The sequence below is a fragment of the Streptosporangium pseudovulgare genome (assembly GCF_014648055.1).
In the GTDB taxonomy this organism is placed as follows: domain Bacteria; phylum Actinomycetota; class Actinomycetes; order Streptosporangiales; family Streptosporangiaceae; genus Streptosporangium; species Streptosporangium pseudovulgare.
Genome location: NZ_BMQJ01000006.1, coordinates 202,273 through 217,288, shown reverse-complemented (window position 1 = coordinate 217,288; position 15,016 = coordinate 202,273). Strand labels below are relative to the sequence as shown.

Sequence of the window (15,016 nt, the reverse complement as noted above, 5' to 3'; positions counted from 1 at the left end):
ACCGCCGGGATCAGTCGTGGATGACCGGGATGGTGCTCGTGGCGTCCTCCGCCTCCCGGGGGACCGGGTCGGGCAGGATCTCGCGCACCCGGTCGTGCACGATCTCGGAGATCAACCTCTGGTCGAGGGTGCCGTCGACGACGAGGTAGCGGTCCGGGTGGGCGGCGGCCAGCGCGCGGAACTCGCGGCGCACCCGCTCGTGGAACTCCAGCGGCTCGGACTCGATCCGGTCGGCGGCCCCGCCGAGCCGGGTCAGCCCGATGGACGGCGGGGTGTCGATGAGCACGGTCAGGTTGGGGATCAGCCCGCCGGTGGCCCACTCGTTGATCTTCGCCACGTCCTCCTTCTCCAGGGACCGCCCGGCGCCCTGGTAGGCCAGCGAGGAGTCGACGTAGCGGTCGCAGACGACCATCGACCCCCGGTAGAGGGCCGGGCGGATGACCTTCTCGACGTGCTCGGCGCGGTCCGCCGCGTACAGCAGCGCCTCGGATCGGGCCGACAGCCCCTGGTGCACGGCGTCCAGCAGGATCGCGCGCAGCCGCATGCCGATCTTGGTGGAGCCGGGCTCGCGAGTCTGCACGACGTCGTAGCCCTGGTCGCGCAGCCAGATCGCCAGCAGGCGGGACTGGGTGGTCTTGCCCGACCCCTCGCCGCCCTCGAACGCGACGAACATCCCGCGCGGCTGCTCCGCGACCTCGGGGACGAACCGCTCGCCGCGCACCGCCGCCAGCAGGTCGGTCAGGATCGGGACGCCCCTGCGGTCGTCCATCTGGCGCAGCGCGAGGAACCCGACGACCGTCGCGAGCAATCCGCCGACCAGCAGCACCAGGTTGGAGCCGTCGAACTGGTACACCGTCTCGCCGCGCACCCGGACCAGGTGCCTGCCGAACAGGCCGGCCAGGGTGGGCGCCACCGCGACCACCAGCAGCAGGGTGACCCGGGCGAGCGACTGCAGGAACGAGAACGTACGGCCCCGCAGGCCGTCCTCCACATCCAGCCCGATCATGGTGTAGCCGATGATCCAGGCGGTTCCGGCGCACGCTCCGAGGACCACGGTGAGCAGCACCACGATCACCAGGTTGTGGACGACCGCGACCGCGGCGAGCACCAGCCCCGCGACGATGATCGACAGCCCGAACAGCCTCGGCCGCGACAGCTCCCTCAGCAGCCTGGGCCCGAAGAACATGCCGCCGGCCATGCCGAGGAAGACCGCGCCGAACACCACGCCGTAGGCGGCGTCGCCGCCCCCCAGCGCGCCCACGTATATCTTGGCCACGCCGACCACCGCGCCGCCGGCCGCGAACGCGCCCAGCATGCCGATGATCAGCCCCCGGATCGCCCGGTTGCCGCCGACGAACCGCCAGCCTTCGACGATCTGCCGCAGCACCGACGGCGTGGAGATCACGATGTCCCCCGTGGGGACCCTCCGGATCTCCTTGAGCGTGAAGACGATGACCGCCGACACCAGGTAGGCGACGGCGTTGATGAGCAGCGCCAGGTAGGTGTCACGGCCGGAGAAGTACGGGATGAACCGGCCCAGCGCGTCGTCGGCGACCGACAGCACCGCGAACAGCAGCGCGGCGACCGGGGCGGTGCCGTACGTGACCAGGAGGTTGAGCTGGTTGGCCGACTCCAGCCGGTCCTTGGGCACCAGGTTGGGGACCGTGGCGTCCTTGGCCGGGACCCAGAAGAGGTTGACGCACTCGACGAGGAGGGTGGCGATGATCACCCACTGGTAGTTGCCGACCGAGGTGAGTGACAGCACCAGCGGGATCGACAGGATCAGCGCGAACCTGAGCAGGTCGCAGGTGAACATCGTCAGGCGGCGGTCGAACCGGTCGGCGAACGCGCCCGCGACGGGACCGAGCAGGACCGCCGGCAGCATCTTCGCGACGAAGACGCCGCCGATGGCCAGGCTCTGCGTGGTGTACCCCTGCCCGGCGGTGAGGTTACCCGCCAGGGCGGTCAGCGCGATGATGTTGAGCCAGTCTCCCAGGCTGCACACCGCCATCGCCGTCCACAGCTTGCGGAACGGCGTGTGGGCAAGCACGTGAGGCGGCTTGCGTCGTGCGGTGCTCGGGCCAGGGGTGGTCATGGTCTCAGCGTATCGAGACGTCCACCTGGCTGGGGCGAACACCGGTCGAGCCGATATGCCCATCCGAGTAATGAGTCGGGTGATACGCGCCACCCGCCCGTTTCACCCCACCCTTTGTCCCACTCGCCGGACCACGCCGTCCCGCGTCCGGCGGGCAGGAGGCACGGCGGGCAGGAGGCGCGGCGGGCACGAAGCGCGGCGGAGACCCCCGTGCCCTCGCCCGTGTCCCGTGTCCCCTGTCCTCACCCGCCCGCCGGGCCGCTCAGCCGCGCAGCTCCAGCAGCGTGATCTCCGGCGGCGCCCCCACCCGGACCGGCGGCCCCCAGAAACCCGCACCCCGGGTGACGTACACCCGGGTGTCGCCCACCTGGCCGAACCCGGAGACGATCGGCTGCTGGAGGGAGACGAGCAGGTTGAAGGGCGCCATCTGCCCGCCGTGGGTGTGGCCGGACAACTGGAGGTCCACGCCGTACCGGGCCGCCTCGTCCGCCTGGACCGGCTGGTGGGCCAGCAGGACCGTGGAGCGGGAGCGGTCCCGGCCGCCCAGCGCGCGCTCGAAGTCCGGGCCGCCGGACGCACCGTCCGCCGGGCCACCGGAGATGTCGTTGACCCCCGCGAGGTCCAGCACGGCCCCCGCATGGGCGATCTCGACGCGCTCGTTCTGCAGCGGTCGGACGCCGAGCTGCCGGAGCTCCTCGATCCACTCGCCGGGACCGCCCGCGGTGTAGTACTCGTGGTTGCCGGTGACGAAGTAGGAGCCGTAGCGGGATTCGAGGTTCCGCAGCGGCTTGGCCTGCGGGCCGAGCTCGGCCACCGTCCCGTCGACCAGGTCGCCGACGATGGCGACCACGTCGGCCTCCAACGAGTTGATCATGCGGACGATGCGCTCGGTGTGCCCGACCCCGGTGAGCGGGCCGAGGTGGATGTCACTGACCACGGCCAGGCGCAGCCCGTTCAGCCGCGGGTCGAGCCGGGGCAGCCTGACCCCGGCCGACTCGATCACCGGGTCGCCGAGCGCGGTGCGGACGCCGCTCCCGACGGCGGCCAGCGCGCCCACCCCGGCGACGGCGGCGACCGTGCGGCCGATGAAGAGCCTGCGCCCCACCGGCGCCCCGGCGGGACCGCGCGGCCCGGCCGGGTCTCCCCCGGCGTCCGAAGCGCCCGCCGCACCGGGGCCCCGCGTCGCGTCCTGGGAGCCTTCCGTGCCCGCGGCCCCGGTCGCGTCCGGGGAACCCGCGACGTCCGGGGAGTCCGGCATGCCCGCGGCCCCCGGCCCGGCCACCGTGGACCCCGCGGACCCCGCGGTCGCCGGTACGGCCACGCGCTCCGGCTCCCGCTCCGGGGCCCTCCGCCCGGCCCGCCGTACGGCCAGCAGGGCCAGCGCCCGCGGGATCTCCAGCACCACCAGGAAGACGAACAGGTAGAACATCACGGCGAGCCAGAGGTAACCCGGCCAGGCCAGCAGGTGGCCCCACGTCAGCCGTTCACCGGCCCGCATCACGATGAGGAGCGCGGCCAGGGCCACCAGCGCCGCGGTGAGCACGACGCGCGCCCGCCCGGGGACGGTGGTGTCTTTGACCAGGCGGCGCCACAGGTAGTAGTGGACCAGCACGACCGCCGTCAGGACCATCGCTATGAAACCCACGCCCGCCACCGCTCGCTCTCCGCGCCTGTCGTACCCGTCGCCGCGCCCGCCGTACTCCGCCGCCGTGCCCGCGCCGGGTCACGTCGTCCCGGCACGACCGCCGCGCTCGCACCGGACCGCACGGTGATCCGGGCGACCGCCGTGCTCACGCCGGACCGCACCGCGACCCGGCGTGCCCGACGTGCCCGACGTGCCCGACGTGCTTTCGAGAACGCCGGACACGGGCGGCGCGTTCCCGCGTACCTGAGAGCTCCCTCAGGTACGCGGCGGCTCCAGCGGCACGGCCCCGGCCGTCAGGTCTTGGTCTTGGCCTTCGGGCGGGCGGCGGGGCGCTTCTTCGGCGCCGGGCCCCGGGCGCGGCGGTCCGCCAGCAGCTCGGCGGCCCGCTCTGTGGTGATCTGTTCGACCTCGTCGCCCTTGCGCAGTGAGGCGTTCGTCTCGCCGTCGGTCACGTAGGGGCCGAACCGCCCCTCCTTGACCACGATCGGCTTGCCGGAGACCGGATCCGCGCCGAGCTCGCGCAGCGGAGGCGCGGCGGCGGCGCGGCGCCCCCTGGTCTTCGGCTGGGCGAACAGCTCCTTGGCCTGCTCGATGGTGACCGTGAACAGGTCGTCCTCGGACGCCAGCGACCGCGAGTCGGAGCCCTTCTTCAGGTAGGGCCCGAACTTGCCGTTGTGCGCCCTCACCTCCTCGCCGTCCAGCTCGCCGACGAGCCTGGGCAGCATCAGCAGGCGCAGGGCGTCGTCGAGGGTGACGGTGTCGAGGGACATCGTCTTGAACAGCGACTCGATGCGCGGCTTGGGGGCGTCGGCCTTCTTCGTCCGCTTCTTCGCGCCCTCGGCCGGGGGCTCCTCGGGAAGGATCTCCGTCACGTACGGGCCGAACCGGCCGTCCTTGGCCACGATCAGGTTGCCGGTGGCCGGGTCCCGGCCCAGCTCGCGGACGCCGGTCGGGCGGGAGAACAGCTCCTCGGCCATCTCGGCGGTGAGCTCGTCGGGCGCCAGGTCCTCCGGCACGTTCACCCGGACGCCGTCACGGTCCAGGTAGGGGCCGTAGCGGCCCACCCGGATCATGATGTCGGTGCCGGAGATCGGGAAGGAGCTGATCTCCCTGGCGTCGATCTCGCCGAGGTCGGTGACCAGTTCCTTGAGCCCCTCGTCGCCCTCGCCGCCGTCGCCGTAGTAGAAGCGGCGCAGCTCCGGCACCCGCTCCGCCCGGTCGTTGGCGATGTCGTCGAGGACCTTCTCCATGTCGGCCGTGAAGTCGTAGTCGACGAGGTGGCCGAAGTGCCGCTCCAGCAGGTTGACCACGGCGAACGCCAGGAAGGACGGCACCAGCGCCGTGCCCTTCTTGAACACGTAACCGCGGTCCAGGATCGTTCCGATGATCGACGCGTAGGTCGACGGACGGCCGATCTCCCGGTCCTCCAGCTCCTTGACGAGCGTGGCCTCGGTGTACCGCGCCGGCGGCTTGGTGGCGTGCGCCAGGGCCTTGAGCTCGGCCGCGGTGAGGCGGTCGCCCTCGGTGAGGTTGGGCAGGCGACGCTCGGCGTCGTCGCGGGCGGCGGCCGGGTCGTCGGCGCCCTCGACATAGGCCTTGAGGAAACCATGGAAGGTGATCGTCCGGCCGGAGGCGCTGAACTCCACCCGCTCGCCCGCGCTGGACGTGCCGCCCACCTTGACGGTGACCGACTCGCCGACCGCGTCCTTCATCTGCGAGGCGACGGTCCGCTGCCAGATCAGCTCGTACAGCCGGAACATGTCACCGGTCAGCCCGGTCTCGCCCGGCGTGCGGAACACCTCACCGGAGGGGCGGATCGCCTCGTGCGCCTCCTGGGCGTTCTTGACCTTGCTGGTGTAGACGCGCGGCTTGTCGGGGACGTAGGCGGCGCCGTACAGGTTGATCGCCTGGTTGCGCGCCGCGGCCACGGCCGTCTCCGACAGCGTGATGCTGTCGGTCCGCATGTAGGTGATGAAGCCGTTCTCGTACAGGCGCTGGGCGATCTGCATGGTCGACTTCGCCGAGAAGCCCAGCTTGCGGCTGGCCTCCTGCTGCAACGTCGTCGTCCGGAACGGCGCGTACGGCTTGCGGGTGTACGGCTTGCGCTCGACGGACTCGACCCGGTAGGCGGCGCCGTCCAGCCGGGCGGCCAGGGCGCGGGCGGCGGCCTCGTCCAGGTGGACCACGCCGGCGCTCTTGAGCGTGCCGGTGGAGGCGAAGTCGCGTCCCTGGGCGACGCGCCTGCCGTCCACGCCGGTCAGCGTGGCGGTGAACTCGCTCGGCGACTCGTCGCGACCGGTGTCGAACAGCGCCTGCAGGTCCCAGTAGGTCGCGCTGGTGAAGGCCAGGCGCTCACGCTCGCGCTCGACGACCAGCCGGGTCGCCACGGACTGCACCCGACCGGCGGACAGGCGGGGCTTGACCTTCTTCCACAGGACGGGGCTGACCTCGTAGCCGTAGAGGCGGTCGAGGATGCGCCGGGTCTCCTGGGCGTCGACCAGCCGCAGGTTCAGCGACCGGGGATTGGCCACCGCCTCCTGGATCGCCCGCGGGGTGATCTCGTGGAACACCATGCGGTGCACCGGGACCTTGGGGTTGAGCACCTCGCGCAGGTGCCAGGCGATCGCCTCGCCCTCGCGGTCCTCGTCGGTGGCGAGGTAGAGCTCGTCGGCATCCTTGAGCAGCTGCTTGAGCTTGCTGACCTGGGCCTTCTTGTCCGGGTTGACCACGTAGAGTGGTTCGAACTCATGCTCCACGTTGACGCCTAAGCGGGCCCACGACTTGCCCTTGTACTTCTCAGGGATGTCGTCGGCCTTCTCGGGGAGGTCGCGAATATGCCCGATGCTGGACTCCACGATGTAGCCGCGGCCGAGGTACCCGGCGATGGTCTTCGCCTTGGAAGGCGACTCGACGATCACCAGGCGGGTTCCGCCGGCGTTGCCGTTCTTGGCTGGCACGCTGCTTCCTACCTCGCTGTTCGCATTCGTTCCCCGTTCACTTCCCCTCGGGTTACCCGATCCAGATCGGGCGCACTCCCAAGGAAAGCCGCAAGGACGCACAATAAAGCCCTATGAGTGCTGACGTCCCCCAGCCCATCCTCGGAGACTAATCGCTGTGCTGGACTACTCCTACTTGGTTCTCCACCTTCCGCGCGGTACGACCCGGGACACGGCCCGCCAGATCCTGACCGAACACGCAGAGTACGGCGGCTGGGAGCTCGACCGTCTGCGACTGTATCCCGACGGCCGCAGGGACGTCCGGTTGCGTCGCAAGATCATACGTGTGGCCAGGACGATGTGACCGGCCGCGGTCCCCGCAACCCGCGAAGGCGGTGGACCGACATGGCTTTGCCCGCCCCGGGCCGCGCCCCCGGAACGGGCAAAGCACTCCCGCTCCGCCCGGCGATCGGAACCCGGGCCGCCTGGGCCCGCGGTTCCTCTCACCGGCGGCGGAGCGCCTGCGCGTCTCCCCCAGCGGCTCTGAGGGGACATGACCAAAGAGTTACTGATGTATTACCTGCCGTCTCGCTTCCCGCCCCGTTGTCCGGCGGTCGGCTCCCGGCCCTGGATCCGGCTCTGTGTCCGGCCCTGGGTCCGGATCACCGCTCCGGCTGGTTCCGGATGGTTCCGGACCGCCTCGGCGTTACTTCCGACCGAGCCGGAAGCGGCGGGTGGCCGCGAACAGGGTGGCGGAGAGAGCGGCCATGGCACCGACCAGAAGGGCGGCCAGGGCGCCGGAGTTCATGCCGGCCACACCCGCGGGCCGGGCGGCGCTCATCAGACCGAGATCGCCGGCGGGCAGCGTACGGCCGACCGGGGCGGAGGTGACCGCGCCCTGGGCGCCGGCCTTGCGGCCCGGATGCTGCGCGACCCCGCGACCCGCGTTCAGGCCGGACTCGCGACCCGCGTTCTGACCGAATCCGCGGTCCGGGTGCTGGGCGGCCCCGCGGGCGCCCGGCAGGACGGGGATCTCGGGCAGTAGCGCGGTACGGCCCGCCCCAGCGGCGGTGGGCATCGCGGAGACCCCGGAGCGCCCCGGCCCGCCGGCGTGGGAGCCGCCCAGGCAACCGGCGGCGGCGTCACCGAGGACGGCGACCGCGTTGCCGCAGATGTTGATCGGCGCGGTGATCGGCGCGACCACCTGGTTGCCACCCAGCACGGACCCACGCCCGGAGGTCACGTTGCCCCCCGCGCCTCCCGCGCCGCTGCCCCCACCGGAACCGTGAACGGACGCACCGCCCCGGCACCCCGCGACCGCCCTGCCGACGACCGCGACGGAATTGCCGCACACGTTGACCGGAGCGGTGATCGGCGCGACCACCTGGTTACCGCCCACCACACTGTGGTCACCGTTCGTACGGTTGCCACCCGCCCCGCCGCCACCGCCGCCCTCGACGGAGGCACCGCCCTGGCATCCGGCGAAGGCCCGGCCGATGACGGCGACCGCGTTGCCGCAGATGTTGATCGGCGCGGTGATCGGCGCGACCACCTGGTTACCGCCCAGCACGGACCCACGCCCGGAGGTCACGTTGCCCCCCGCGCCCCCGGTGCCGCGCCCCCCGCCGGAGCCGGGAACGGACACCCCGCCCGGGCAGCCGGCCGTGGCGTTGCCGACGGCGTTGCCGCAGGTCTCAACCGGAGCGGTGATCGGCGCGACCACCTGGTTACCGCCGCCGACACTGAACCGGCCGTCGGTGTCGTTTCCAGTGGAACCCGGACGCGGACCGGAACCGTCGTCACCGCCCGGCCGACCCGGACCGCCCGGCTGACCGGGACCGCCCGGCCGACCCGGACCGCCCGGCTGACCGGGACCGCCCGGCTGACCGGGACCGCCCGGCCGACCCGGACCGCCCGGCTGACCGGGACCGCCCGGCTGACCCGGGCCGCCCGGCTGACCGGGGTGGCCGGGACGACCCGGGTGACCGGGACCGCCGGGGCGGCCGTGCCCATCCGGCTGCCCAGGACGGCCGTGGCCGCCCGGCTTACCGGGATCGCCGTGCCCGCCCGGGTAACCGGGCTTACCCGGGTAACCAGGCTTGCCCGGACCACCGGGGTGACCAGGCCCGCCCGGGTGACCAGGCCCGCCGGGCTGACCGGGACCACCGGGCTGGCCCGGACCCCCCGGGTGACCGGGACCGCCGGGGTGGCCCGGACCGCCGGGTCCGTCGTCACCGACCCTGGCTCCGCCGACGCAGCCGGAGAAGGCCCGGCCGATGACGGCGACGGAGTTGCCGCAGATGTTGATCGGCGCGGTGATCGGGGCGACCACCTGGTTGCCGCCCAGCACGGACCCACGCCCGGAGGTCACGTTGCCCCCCGCGCCGCTGCCCCCGCCGGAACCGTGAACGGACGCGCCACCCCGGCACCCCGCGACAGCCCTGCCGACGACCGCGACGGAGTTGCCGCACACGTTGACCGGAGCGGTGATCGGCGCGACCACCTGGTTACCGCCCACCACACTGTGGTCACCGTTCGTACGGTTGCCACCCGCCCCGCCGCCACCGCCCCGCGAGACCGACGCGCCGCCCCGGCAGCCGGCCTCGGAGCGGCCGAACAGGGAGAGCGCGTTGCCGCAGGCGTCGATGGGCGCGGTGATCGGGGCGTTGACCTGGTTGCCGCCCAGGACGCTGCCCCTGCCGGAGGTCTCGCCGGGGACGCCGGAGCCCGTGCCGCCGGTGGCGCCGGCGGTGTTCGTGGCGCCGGCGGAGGCGCCGCCCGTGGAGCCCGCCCGGGACTTCCCGGCGACCGCGGCGGCGTTGCCGCTGATGTCGATCGGCAGGGTGATCGGGAGGTTGACCTGGTTGCCACCGCCGACCGAATGGTCACCGGAGGTGTCCGCGAAAGCCGTACCGCTGCCGAGTGTCATGACACCCAGCGCGAGCAGTGCCGCGGGGGTCGAGCCCTTAACCCACGTACGCATGTTTGATGCTCCTTGCGGTTGTTCGGGGGGAATACCTGACGTCTCGTGGCGGGCATGCGAGGCCGCGCGAGAACCTGACGGGAACGCGTGCAGCGGAAAGCCCCGACGGCCGTCACGAGGAACTGGAGATCACCGGTCGTCCGGCGGGCGGAGCGACTCCCCGCAGAGGGGAGGCCATGACGCGCTCCGCGGCCGGTGAGCGTGTCCGGTGGGGAAACCCGGGCACGCGGGACACGGCGTCAGTCAGGGGAGAAGGAGGGGTCGTCCGCCGCTGTGCGGACGACAGGGGGGAGCACGCACGCCAGCGGGGCGCGCCGCGCCATGGGCCGCGGGTCGTAGACGAACCTCGCGACATCCCCCACACCCGGCCCGGAGGGGCCGGAACCGCCGTTGCCCTGAGGCAGGAACCCATCGGTGCCGGAGCCGTGGTCAACGGCGGCGGGGGTCGGGGACACCGGCCCGGACTGGCTGGTGAGCCCGTCCACGCCTCGCCCGGCCATCGCCTCGGCGTCGCCCGACGCCGAAGACATGCCACTCTCCGCGGGGAAGACACCGGCCCTGACGGCCGGTCCGGAAGCGGCGGGGACGGGGGCGCGCGAACCGGCCGCTCCGGCCGCCGCGGTGGTGTCCGCAGCGGCCGGAGCGGCGCCGAGAAGTCCGAAGACGACCGCGAGCAGCCATCCGGCGGCCAGCAGGCCGCCGATGGAGAGCACTCGCCTGACGATCAGCCGGGAGCCGGCCGCAAACCGCGCCATCCGGTCATCCCGCGCGAAGACCGCGCCGTCGGCGGAGACGGCCGCGGGCACGCGCCGGACGGCGGGCGAGAACGCCCCCCACCGCCCATACGGCACGCGTGCCACGCAGCCTCCTCGAAGCTCTGGTGGACCTGCTTTTCGCATGGCCCGCCCCCATCAACGGAAAGCTACGTTAGCACTACACGGAGTCACCGTAATGCTTTTCCGAGGATCGGTTCAGCAGGCGTCCAGGAAACGGTCAAGAACCCGTACACCGAACTGCAGGGAGTCGACCGGCACCCGCTCGTCCACGCCGTGGAACATCCCGGAGAAGTCCAGGTCGGCGGGAAGCCGCAGCGGCGCGAAGCCGAACCCTCGCATGCCCAGCCTGCTGAACGCCTTCAGGTCCGTACCGCCGGACAGCGTGTACGGCACGGCCAGCGCCCCCGGGTCCTCCGCGACCAGCGCGTCGGCCATCGCGCGCACCAGCGGCCCGTCGAACCCGGTCTCCAGGGCGATGTCGTGGTAGACGAATTCCCTGGTCACGTTGGGGCCGAGCAGTTCGTCGATCGTCTTGAAGAACTCGTCCTCGTAGCCGGGCAGGAATCGCCCGTCCACGTGCGCGGTCGCGGTCTGCGGGATGACGTTGGCCTTGTAACCGCCCTGCAGCATGGTCGGGTTGGCGGTGTTGCGCAGCACCGCGCCGATCATCCGGGCCAGCGGGCCGAGCTTGGCCACGGTCGCCTCGGCGTCGTCCAGGTCGAGCTCCACCCCCAGCGCCCGGGAGGTCTCGACGAGGAAGGTCTCGACCGTGGGCGTGAGCCGTACCGGCCACTCGTAGCGGCCGATCCGGCCGACGGCCTCGGCGAGCTCGGTGATCGCGTTCTCGGCGCTGAGCATCGAGCCGTGACCGGCCCGGCCGCGGGCGGTCAGCCGCATCCAGGCGATGCCCTTCTCCGCCGCCTCGATGAGGTAGAGCCTGCGGTCGTCGTCGAGGGAGACGCTGAACCCGCCGACCTCGCCGATCGCCTCGGTGCAGCCCTCGAACAGTTCGGGGTGCTCTTCGGACAGCCACTGCGCGCCGTACGCGCCGCCGGCCTCCTCGTCGGCGGTGAACGCCAGCACCACGTCCCGCGGCGGGCGGCGGCCCTCGCTGAGCCGCTGCCGGACGACCGCGAGGATCATCGCGTCCATGTTCTTCATGTCGACCGCGCCGCGTCCCCAGACGCAGCCGTCGGCGATCTCCCCGCTGAGCGGGTGGTGGGTCCAGTCCTCGGCGTGGAAGGGGACGACGTCGAGGTGCCCGTGCAGGAGGAGCGCGCCACGGGAGGAGTCCTCCCCCTCGATGCGGGCGATCACGCTCGCCCGGCGGTCGTCCGACTCCAGGATCCGGGGCTCCAGCCCGACCTCGGCCAGTTTCCCGGCGACGTACTCGGCGGCGGCCCGCTCGCCGGGGCCGGTGTTGTCCCCCGTGTTGGTCGAGTCGATCCGGATCAGGTCACGACACAGCTCGGCGACCTCGTCCTCGCCATTGAGCACGGTCATGTCGACTCCTTACGCTTGGTACGGCTTGCCGTCCCATCCTGCCGCCGCCGGGACGGCGGGGCATCACCGGGAGGGCCGCCGGGCAACCGATATGACGCACGCCCAAGAGTTTGCTAACCTAAATCCGCCGACGAGCGATGACGGTCTCTCGTGCAGGCACCACGTCCGGGTGGCGGAATAGGCAGACGCGCTAGCTTGAGGTGCTAGTGCCCTTTGCGGGGCATGGGGGTTCAAGTCCCCCCTCGGACACATTCGATTCGCCTATGAGGTGCTGGTCAGCTCCAGAGCTGACCAGCACTTTTCTTTTGCCGGGGTGGTAGGTCAGCCTCAGGTTCAGTCCCCCGTAGATCCGCGCCTTGCGCGCGGGCTCGGCCTCGCCCAGCACCCGCACCATGTCGCCCAGCGTCCGCATCATGGCCGCCAGGTCGTCGCGGTCGAGCCGCCGCCGGCGCAGCGGAACCCGCCGGAGCCTCGCCTCGGCCTCTGCCTTCCTGGCCTGCTCCTCGCGGATCCAGCCCGCGACCACCGCCGGATCGGCGCCGGCCTCCAGCGCCGCCCGGTGCTGGGCCAGCCTGCGGTCCGACTCGGCGATCTGCCGCCGCGCGACGGCGAGCGCCTCGCCCTCCGGAGCCTCGACCAGCTGGGCGGCCACGAGGGCGTTCAGGGTCTCCTCCACGCGATGCGGTGCGAAGAGCCGGCCGAGCCAGCGGTCGAGCCGCGGCACGAGGACGTCCTCCCGGAGATAGACGTTGCGCGGGTGGACGACCCGGTTGGCCAGCGCGTACTCCTCGGGGAACCGGCACCGGTAGTACGGCGCCTCGTTCACCCAGTTGCCCTGCATGCGCCGCTCGCACACGCCGCAGAAGAGCAGGCCCCGGAGGAGGTAGGGATTGCTCGTTCGCCGGGTCCGCCGGCCGCTGCGCCGTCCGCCCCGGCCCGCGAGCGTGTCCTGAGCCGCGGTGAAGTCCTCCGGGCTGACGATCGGCGCGTGGGCCACGTCGTCGGACCAGACCCACTCCTCACGGGAGTTCCACCGCAGCTTGGTGGTGTGCCCGAGGCCGACGTCGTCGACGTCGAGCAGGACCTCGTCCTTGCGCTGGCGGTTCCACACCTGGTGGCCGGTGTAGCGGGGGTTGGTGAGGATGGCCCGTACCGCGCCCTTGGACCAGGCGATGCCGACGCGGTGCCGGTTGCGTCCGGGGTCGTGCGCCGAAGGGCTGGGGACGCCGTCGCGGGTGAGGCCCTCGGCGATGGCGAACAGGCCGTGGCCGTTCAGGAACTCGGCGAAGATCCGGGCCACCACGGGCGCGGCCACGGGGTCGAGCTCCAGCCGGTGCAGCCGTCGGCCGTCGGCTGCCTTGGCCGGGTTGGGGTGCGGGCCCGCGTCGCCCAGGCGGTAGCCGTACGGTGGCCGCCCGCCGAGGAAGCGGCCCTCCATCTGGGCTTGCGCCGACATGGCGCTGCGCACCCGGATCTTGACCCGGTTGCGCTCGCCCTTGCTCATCCCGCCGAAGACGCTCATCACCAGGTCGTGCGCCTCGTTGGCCGGGTCGATCGGCCCGCCGACCTCCGGCACCCACAGCGGCACCCCGAAGTGCTCGAAGATCGGGAAGGTCAGGCCGTACTGGTTGCCGTAGAACGCCCGATGCGGCTCGCCGATCACCACGGCCTCGAACCCGCGGCCCGGGTCGCGCAGCTCGGCCAGCAGGGCCGCGGCCCGCGGACGCCGCTGCCAGGGGATCGAGCGGGACTTGTCGACGTCGAAGAACTCGGCGACGATCTCCCCGCCCCTCGCCTCGATCAGCGCCCGGGACCGGGTGATCTGCCAGGCCCTTGACGACTCGGGGTCCTGGTTGTCCTCGGTCGAGACCCGGCCGTAGAACGCGAACCGCATCGTGCTCTCCAACTCCTTCCTCGGGACCTTCCGGGCTGTCAGGCGACGTCGGGTACGGCGCCGCCGCGCAGCTCGGCGTGCGCCTCCAGCAGGATCTCCAACAGCTCCCGCGCGGCGCGGGCGTTCAGCGCCGGCGGGCCCTGCGGGAGCACCACGTGGACGCCCTGCTGGTCGGTTCTCCTGGTCGCGGTCATGATGGTCACGCTCCTGTTCGTCGTCTCGTCGTTCGGGAGTGCGGCCCCGGTGGCTTGCTTGGCGGTTGGCTCCGGGGCCGCTTCTGGACGGGCCGTCACGGGGCATCCGTGACTCGGCCACGTCGGCACAGGGCGCACCGGCCGGGGTGGGCGGCGCCGTGCGGGCAGCCGGCGGCCAGGGCCTCGGCCAGCGTCCGGTCGGCGGGATCGACCCGGGGCGTCGCGCGCGGCGGGTCGGGCAGGTCGGCCAGGCGGCTGCTCAGGACGGCGTAGGCGTTGCGGACGCCGAGGGTGTTCGCGCCGACGTGCCCGGCCAGCTCGGCGGGCGTCCAGCCCTCGGCCAGCGCGGCCGTGACGGCCGGGGCGAGGCGGCGGACCTGCGTCGGCGACAGCGGCCAGGCCGCTCCGAGCGCGGCGGTGAAGCGCCGGACCGGTTCGGGGATCTCCTGTCCGGGCTCCCCGCCGCCGCCCGGCGCCCGGCTCGCCGCCGGAGCGGCGGTCGCGCGCGCCCGCGGAGGCGGTGGTGGTTCCTGGTGGTTCTTTGGTGGATCGGGTGACACCCGTGTCACCCCTCCCCTGTCACCCGTGTCACCCCTCGCGGTCGCCGGTGTCAGCCCGGACAGGTTGTCAGGGGTGACATCCTGTCCGGGGTCGAACGAGTTATCCACAGTTTCCACAGACTCGTACACAGGTTCGATCTCGTTGCGCACAGGCGCGCGGAGCACGAGGGCGTACCCGTTCGTCCCGCGCGGTCCGATCCCGCGGTGCACGACCAGGTGTCCGGCGGCGACCAGGTCGCCGATGACCCGCCGTACCGAGCGGGGGCTGATGTTGGCCTTGCGGGCGATGGTCGCCACGGCCGGCCAGCAGCCGGTCCCGTCGTCGCGCGAGCAGGCATCGGCGAGGGCGAGCAGGACCAGGCGCTGGTTGCCGGAGGTGGGCGAGTGCTGCCACACCCAGTTCATGACCGCGATGCTCACGTGCCCCGCC

The 15,016-nt window shown here is 72.5% G+C and carries 9 protein-coding genes, 1 tRNA gene and 1 pseudogene; 2 read left to right on the top strand and 9 right to left on the bottom strand.

Going from position 1 to position 15,016, the window contains the following annotated elements; all coding sequences use genetic code 11:
- Positions 1-10 precede the first annotated feature (10 nt).
- The 3 genes from tmk to topA form a co-directional block, all read right to left on the bottom strand.
- A complete protein-coding gene (gene tmk, locus IEZ10_RS14545) occupies positions 11-2,095 on the bottom strand; it encodes a dTMP kinase (protein ID WP_189247018.1) in 2,085 nt (694 codons plus the stop codon).
- A gap of 262 nt (positions 2,096-2,357) precedes the next feature.
- Positions 2,358-3,740 (bottom strand): metallophosphoesterase, encoded by a 1,383-nt coding sequence (locus IEZ10_RS14540; RefSeq protein WP_229811260.1) that lies wholly within the window; start codon positions 3,738-3,740, stop codon positions 2,358-2,360.
- 293 nt (positions 3,741-4,033) lie between these two features.
- Positions 4,034-6,697 (bottom strand): type I DNA topoisomerase, encoded by a 2,664-nt coding sequence (gene topA / locus IEZ10_RS14535; RefSeq protein WP_189247017.1) that lies wholly within the window; start codon positions 6,695-6,697, stop codon positions 4,034-4,036.
- Between the two features lie 157 nt (positions 6,698-6,854).
- On the opposite strand from topA, the gene IEZ10_RS14530 reads away from it, so the two are divergent.
- On the top strand, positions 6,855-7,040 hold the full coding sequence (locus tag IEZ10_RS14530) for a DUF5703 family protein (protein ID WP_189247016.1): 186 nt from the start codon (positions 6,855-6,857) through the stop codon (positions 7,038-7,040).
- A gap of 342 nt (positions 7,041-7,382) precedes the next feature.
- Here IEZ10_RS14530 and IEZ10_RS39930 read toward each other — a convergent pair whose 3' ends face one another.
- The 3 genes from IEZ10_RS39930 to IEZ10_RS14515 form a co-directional block, all read right to left on the bottom strand.
- Entirely contained in the window at positions 7,383-9,659 is a 2,277-nt protein-coding gene (locus tag IEZ10_RS39930; RefSeq protein ID WP_189247015.1) for a chaplin family protein, read from the bottom strand.
- A gap of 239 nt (positions 9,660-9,898) precedes the next feature.
- Positions 9,899-10,519 carry a hypothetical protein gene (locus IEZ10_RS14520; protein ID WP_189247014.1) on the bottom strand — a complete coding sequence of 207 codons (621 nt, stop codon included), beginning with the start codon at positions 10,517-10,519 and terminating at the stop codon, positions 9,899-9,901.
- 111 nt (positions 10,520-10,630) lie between these two features.
- Positions 10,631-11,938 carry a M20/M25/M40 family metallo-hydrolase gene (locus IEZ10_RS14515; protein ID WP_189247013.1) on the bottom strand — a complete coding sequence of 436 codons (1,308 nt, stop codon included), beginning with the start codon at positions 11,936-11,938 and terminating at the stop codon, positions 10,631-10,633.
- A gap of 163 nt (positions 11,939-12,101) precedes the next feature.
- Between IEZ10_RS14515 and IEZ10_RS14510 the strand changes: the two genes are divergently transcribed.
- Positions 12,102-12,187: transfer RNA gene (locus tag IEZ10_RS14510), tRNA-Leu, on the top strand.
- Between the two features lie 490 nt (positions 12,188-12,677).
- Here IEZ10_RS14510 and IEZ10_RS40405 read toward each other — a convergent pair.
- The 3 genes and pseudogenes from IEZ10_RS40405 to IEZ10_RS14495 form a co-directional block, all read right to left on the bottom strand.
- A pseudogene (locus IEZ10_RS40405) lies at positions 12,678-13,832 on the bottom strand (recombinase family protein); the annotation flags it as partial.
- 38 nt (positions 13,833-13,870) lie between these two features.
- Positions 13,871-14,035, bottom strand: a complete 165-nt coding sequence (locus IEZ10_RS14500; protein WP_189247012.1) for a hypothetical protein — start codon at positions 14,033-14,035, stop codon at positions 13,871-13,873.
- Positions 14,036-14,121: 86 nt separating this feature from the next.
- Positions 14,122-15,006, bottom strand: coding sequence for a helix-turn-helix domain-containing protein (locus IEZ10_RS14495; RefSeq protein ID WP_189247011.1), 885 nt, complete (start codon positions 15,004-15,006; stop codon positions 14,122-14,124).
- Positions 15,007-15,016 lie beyond the last annotated feature (10 nt).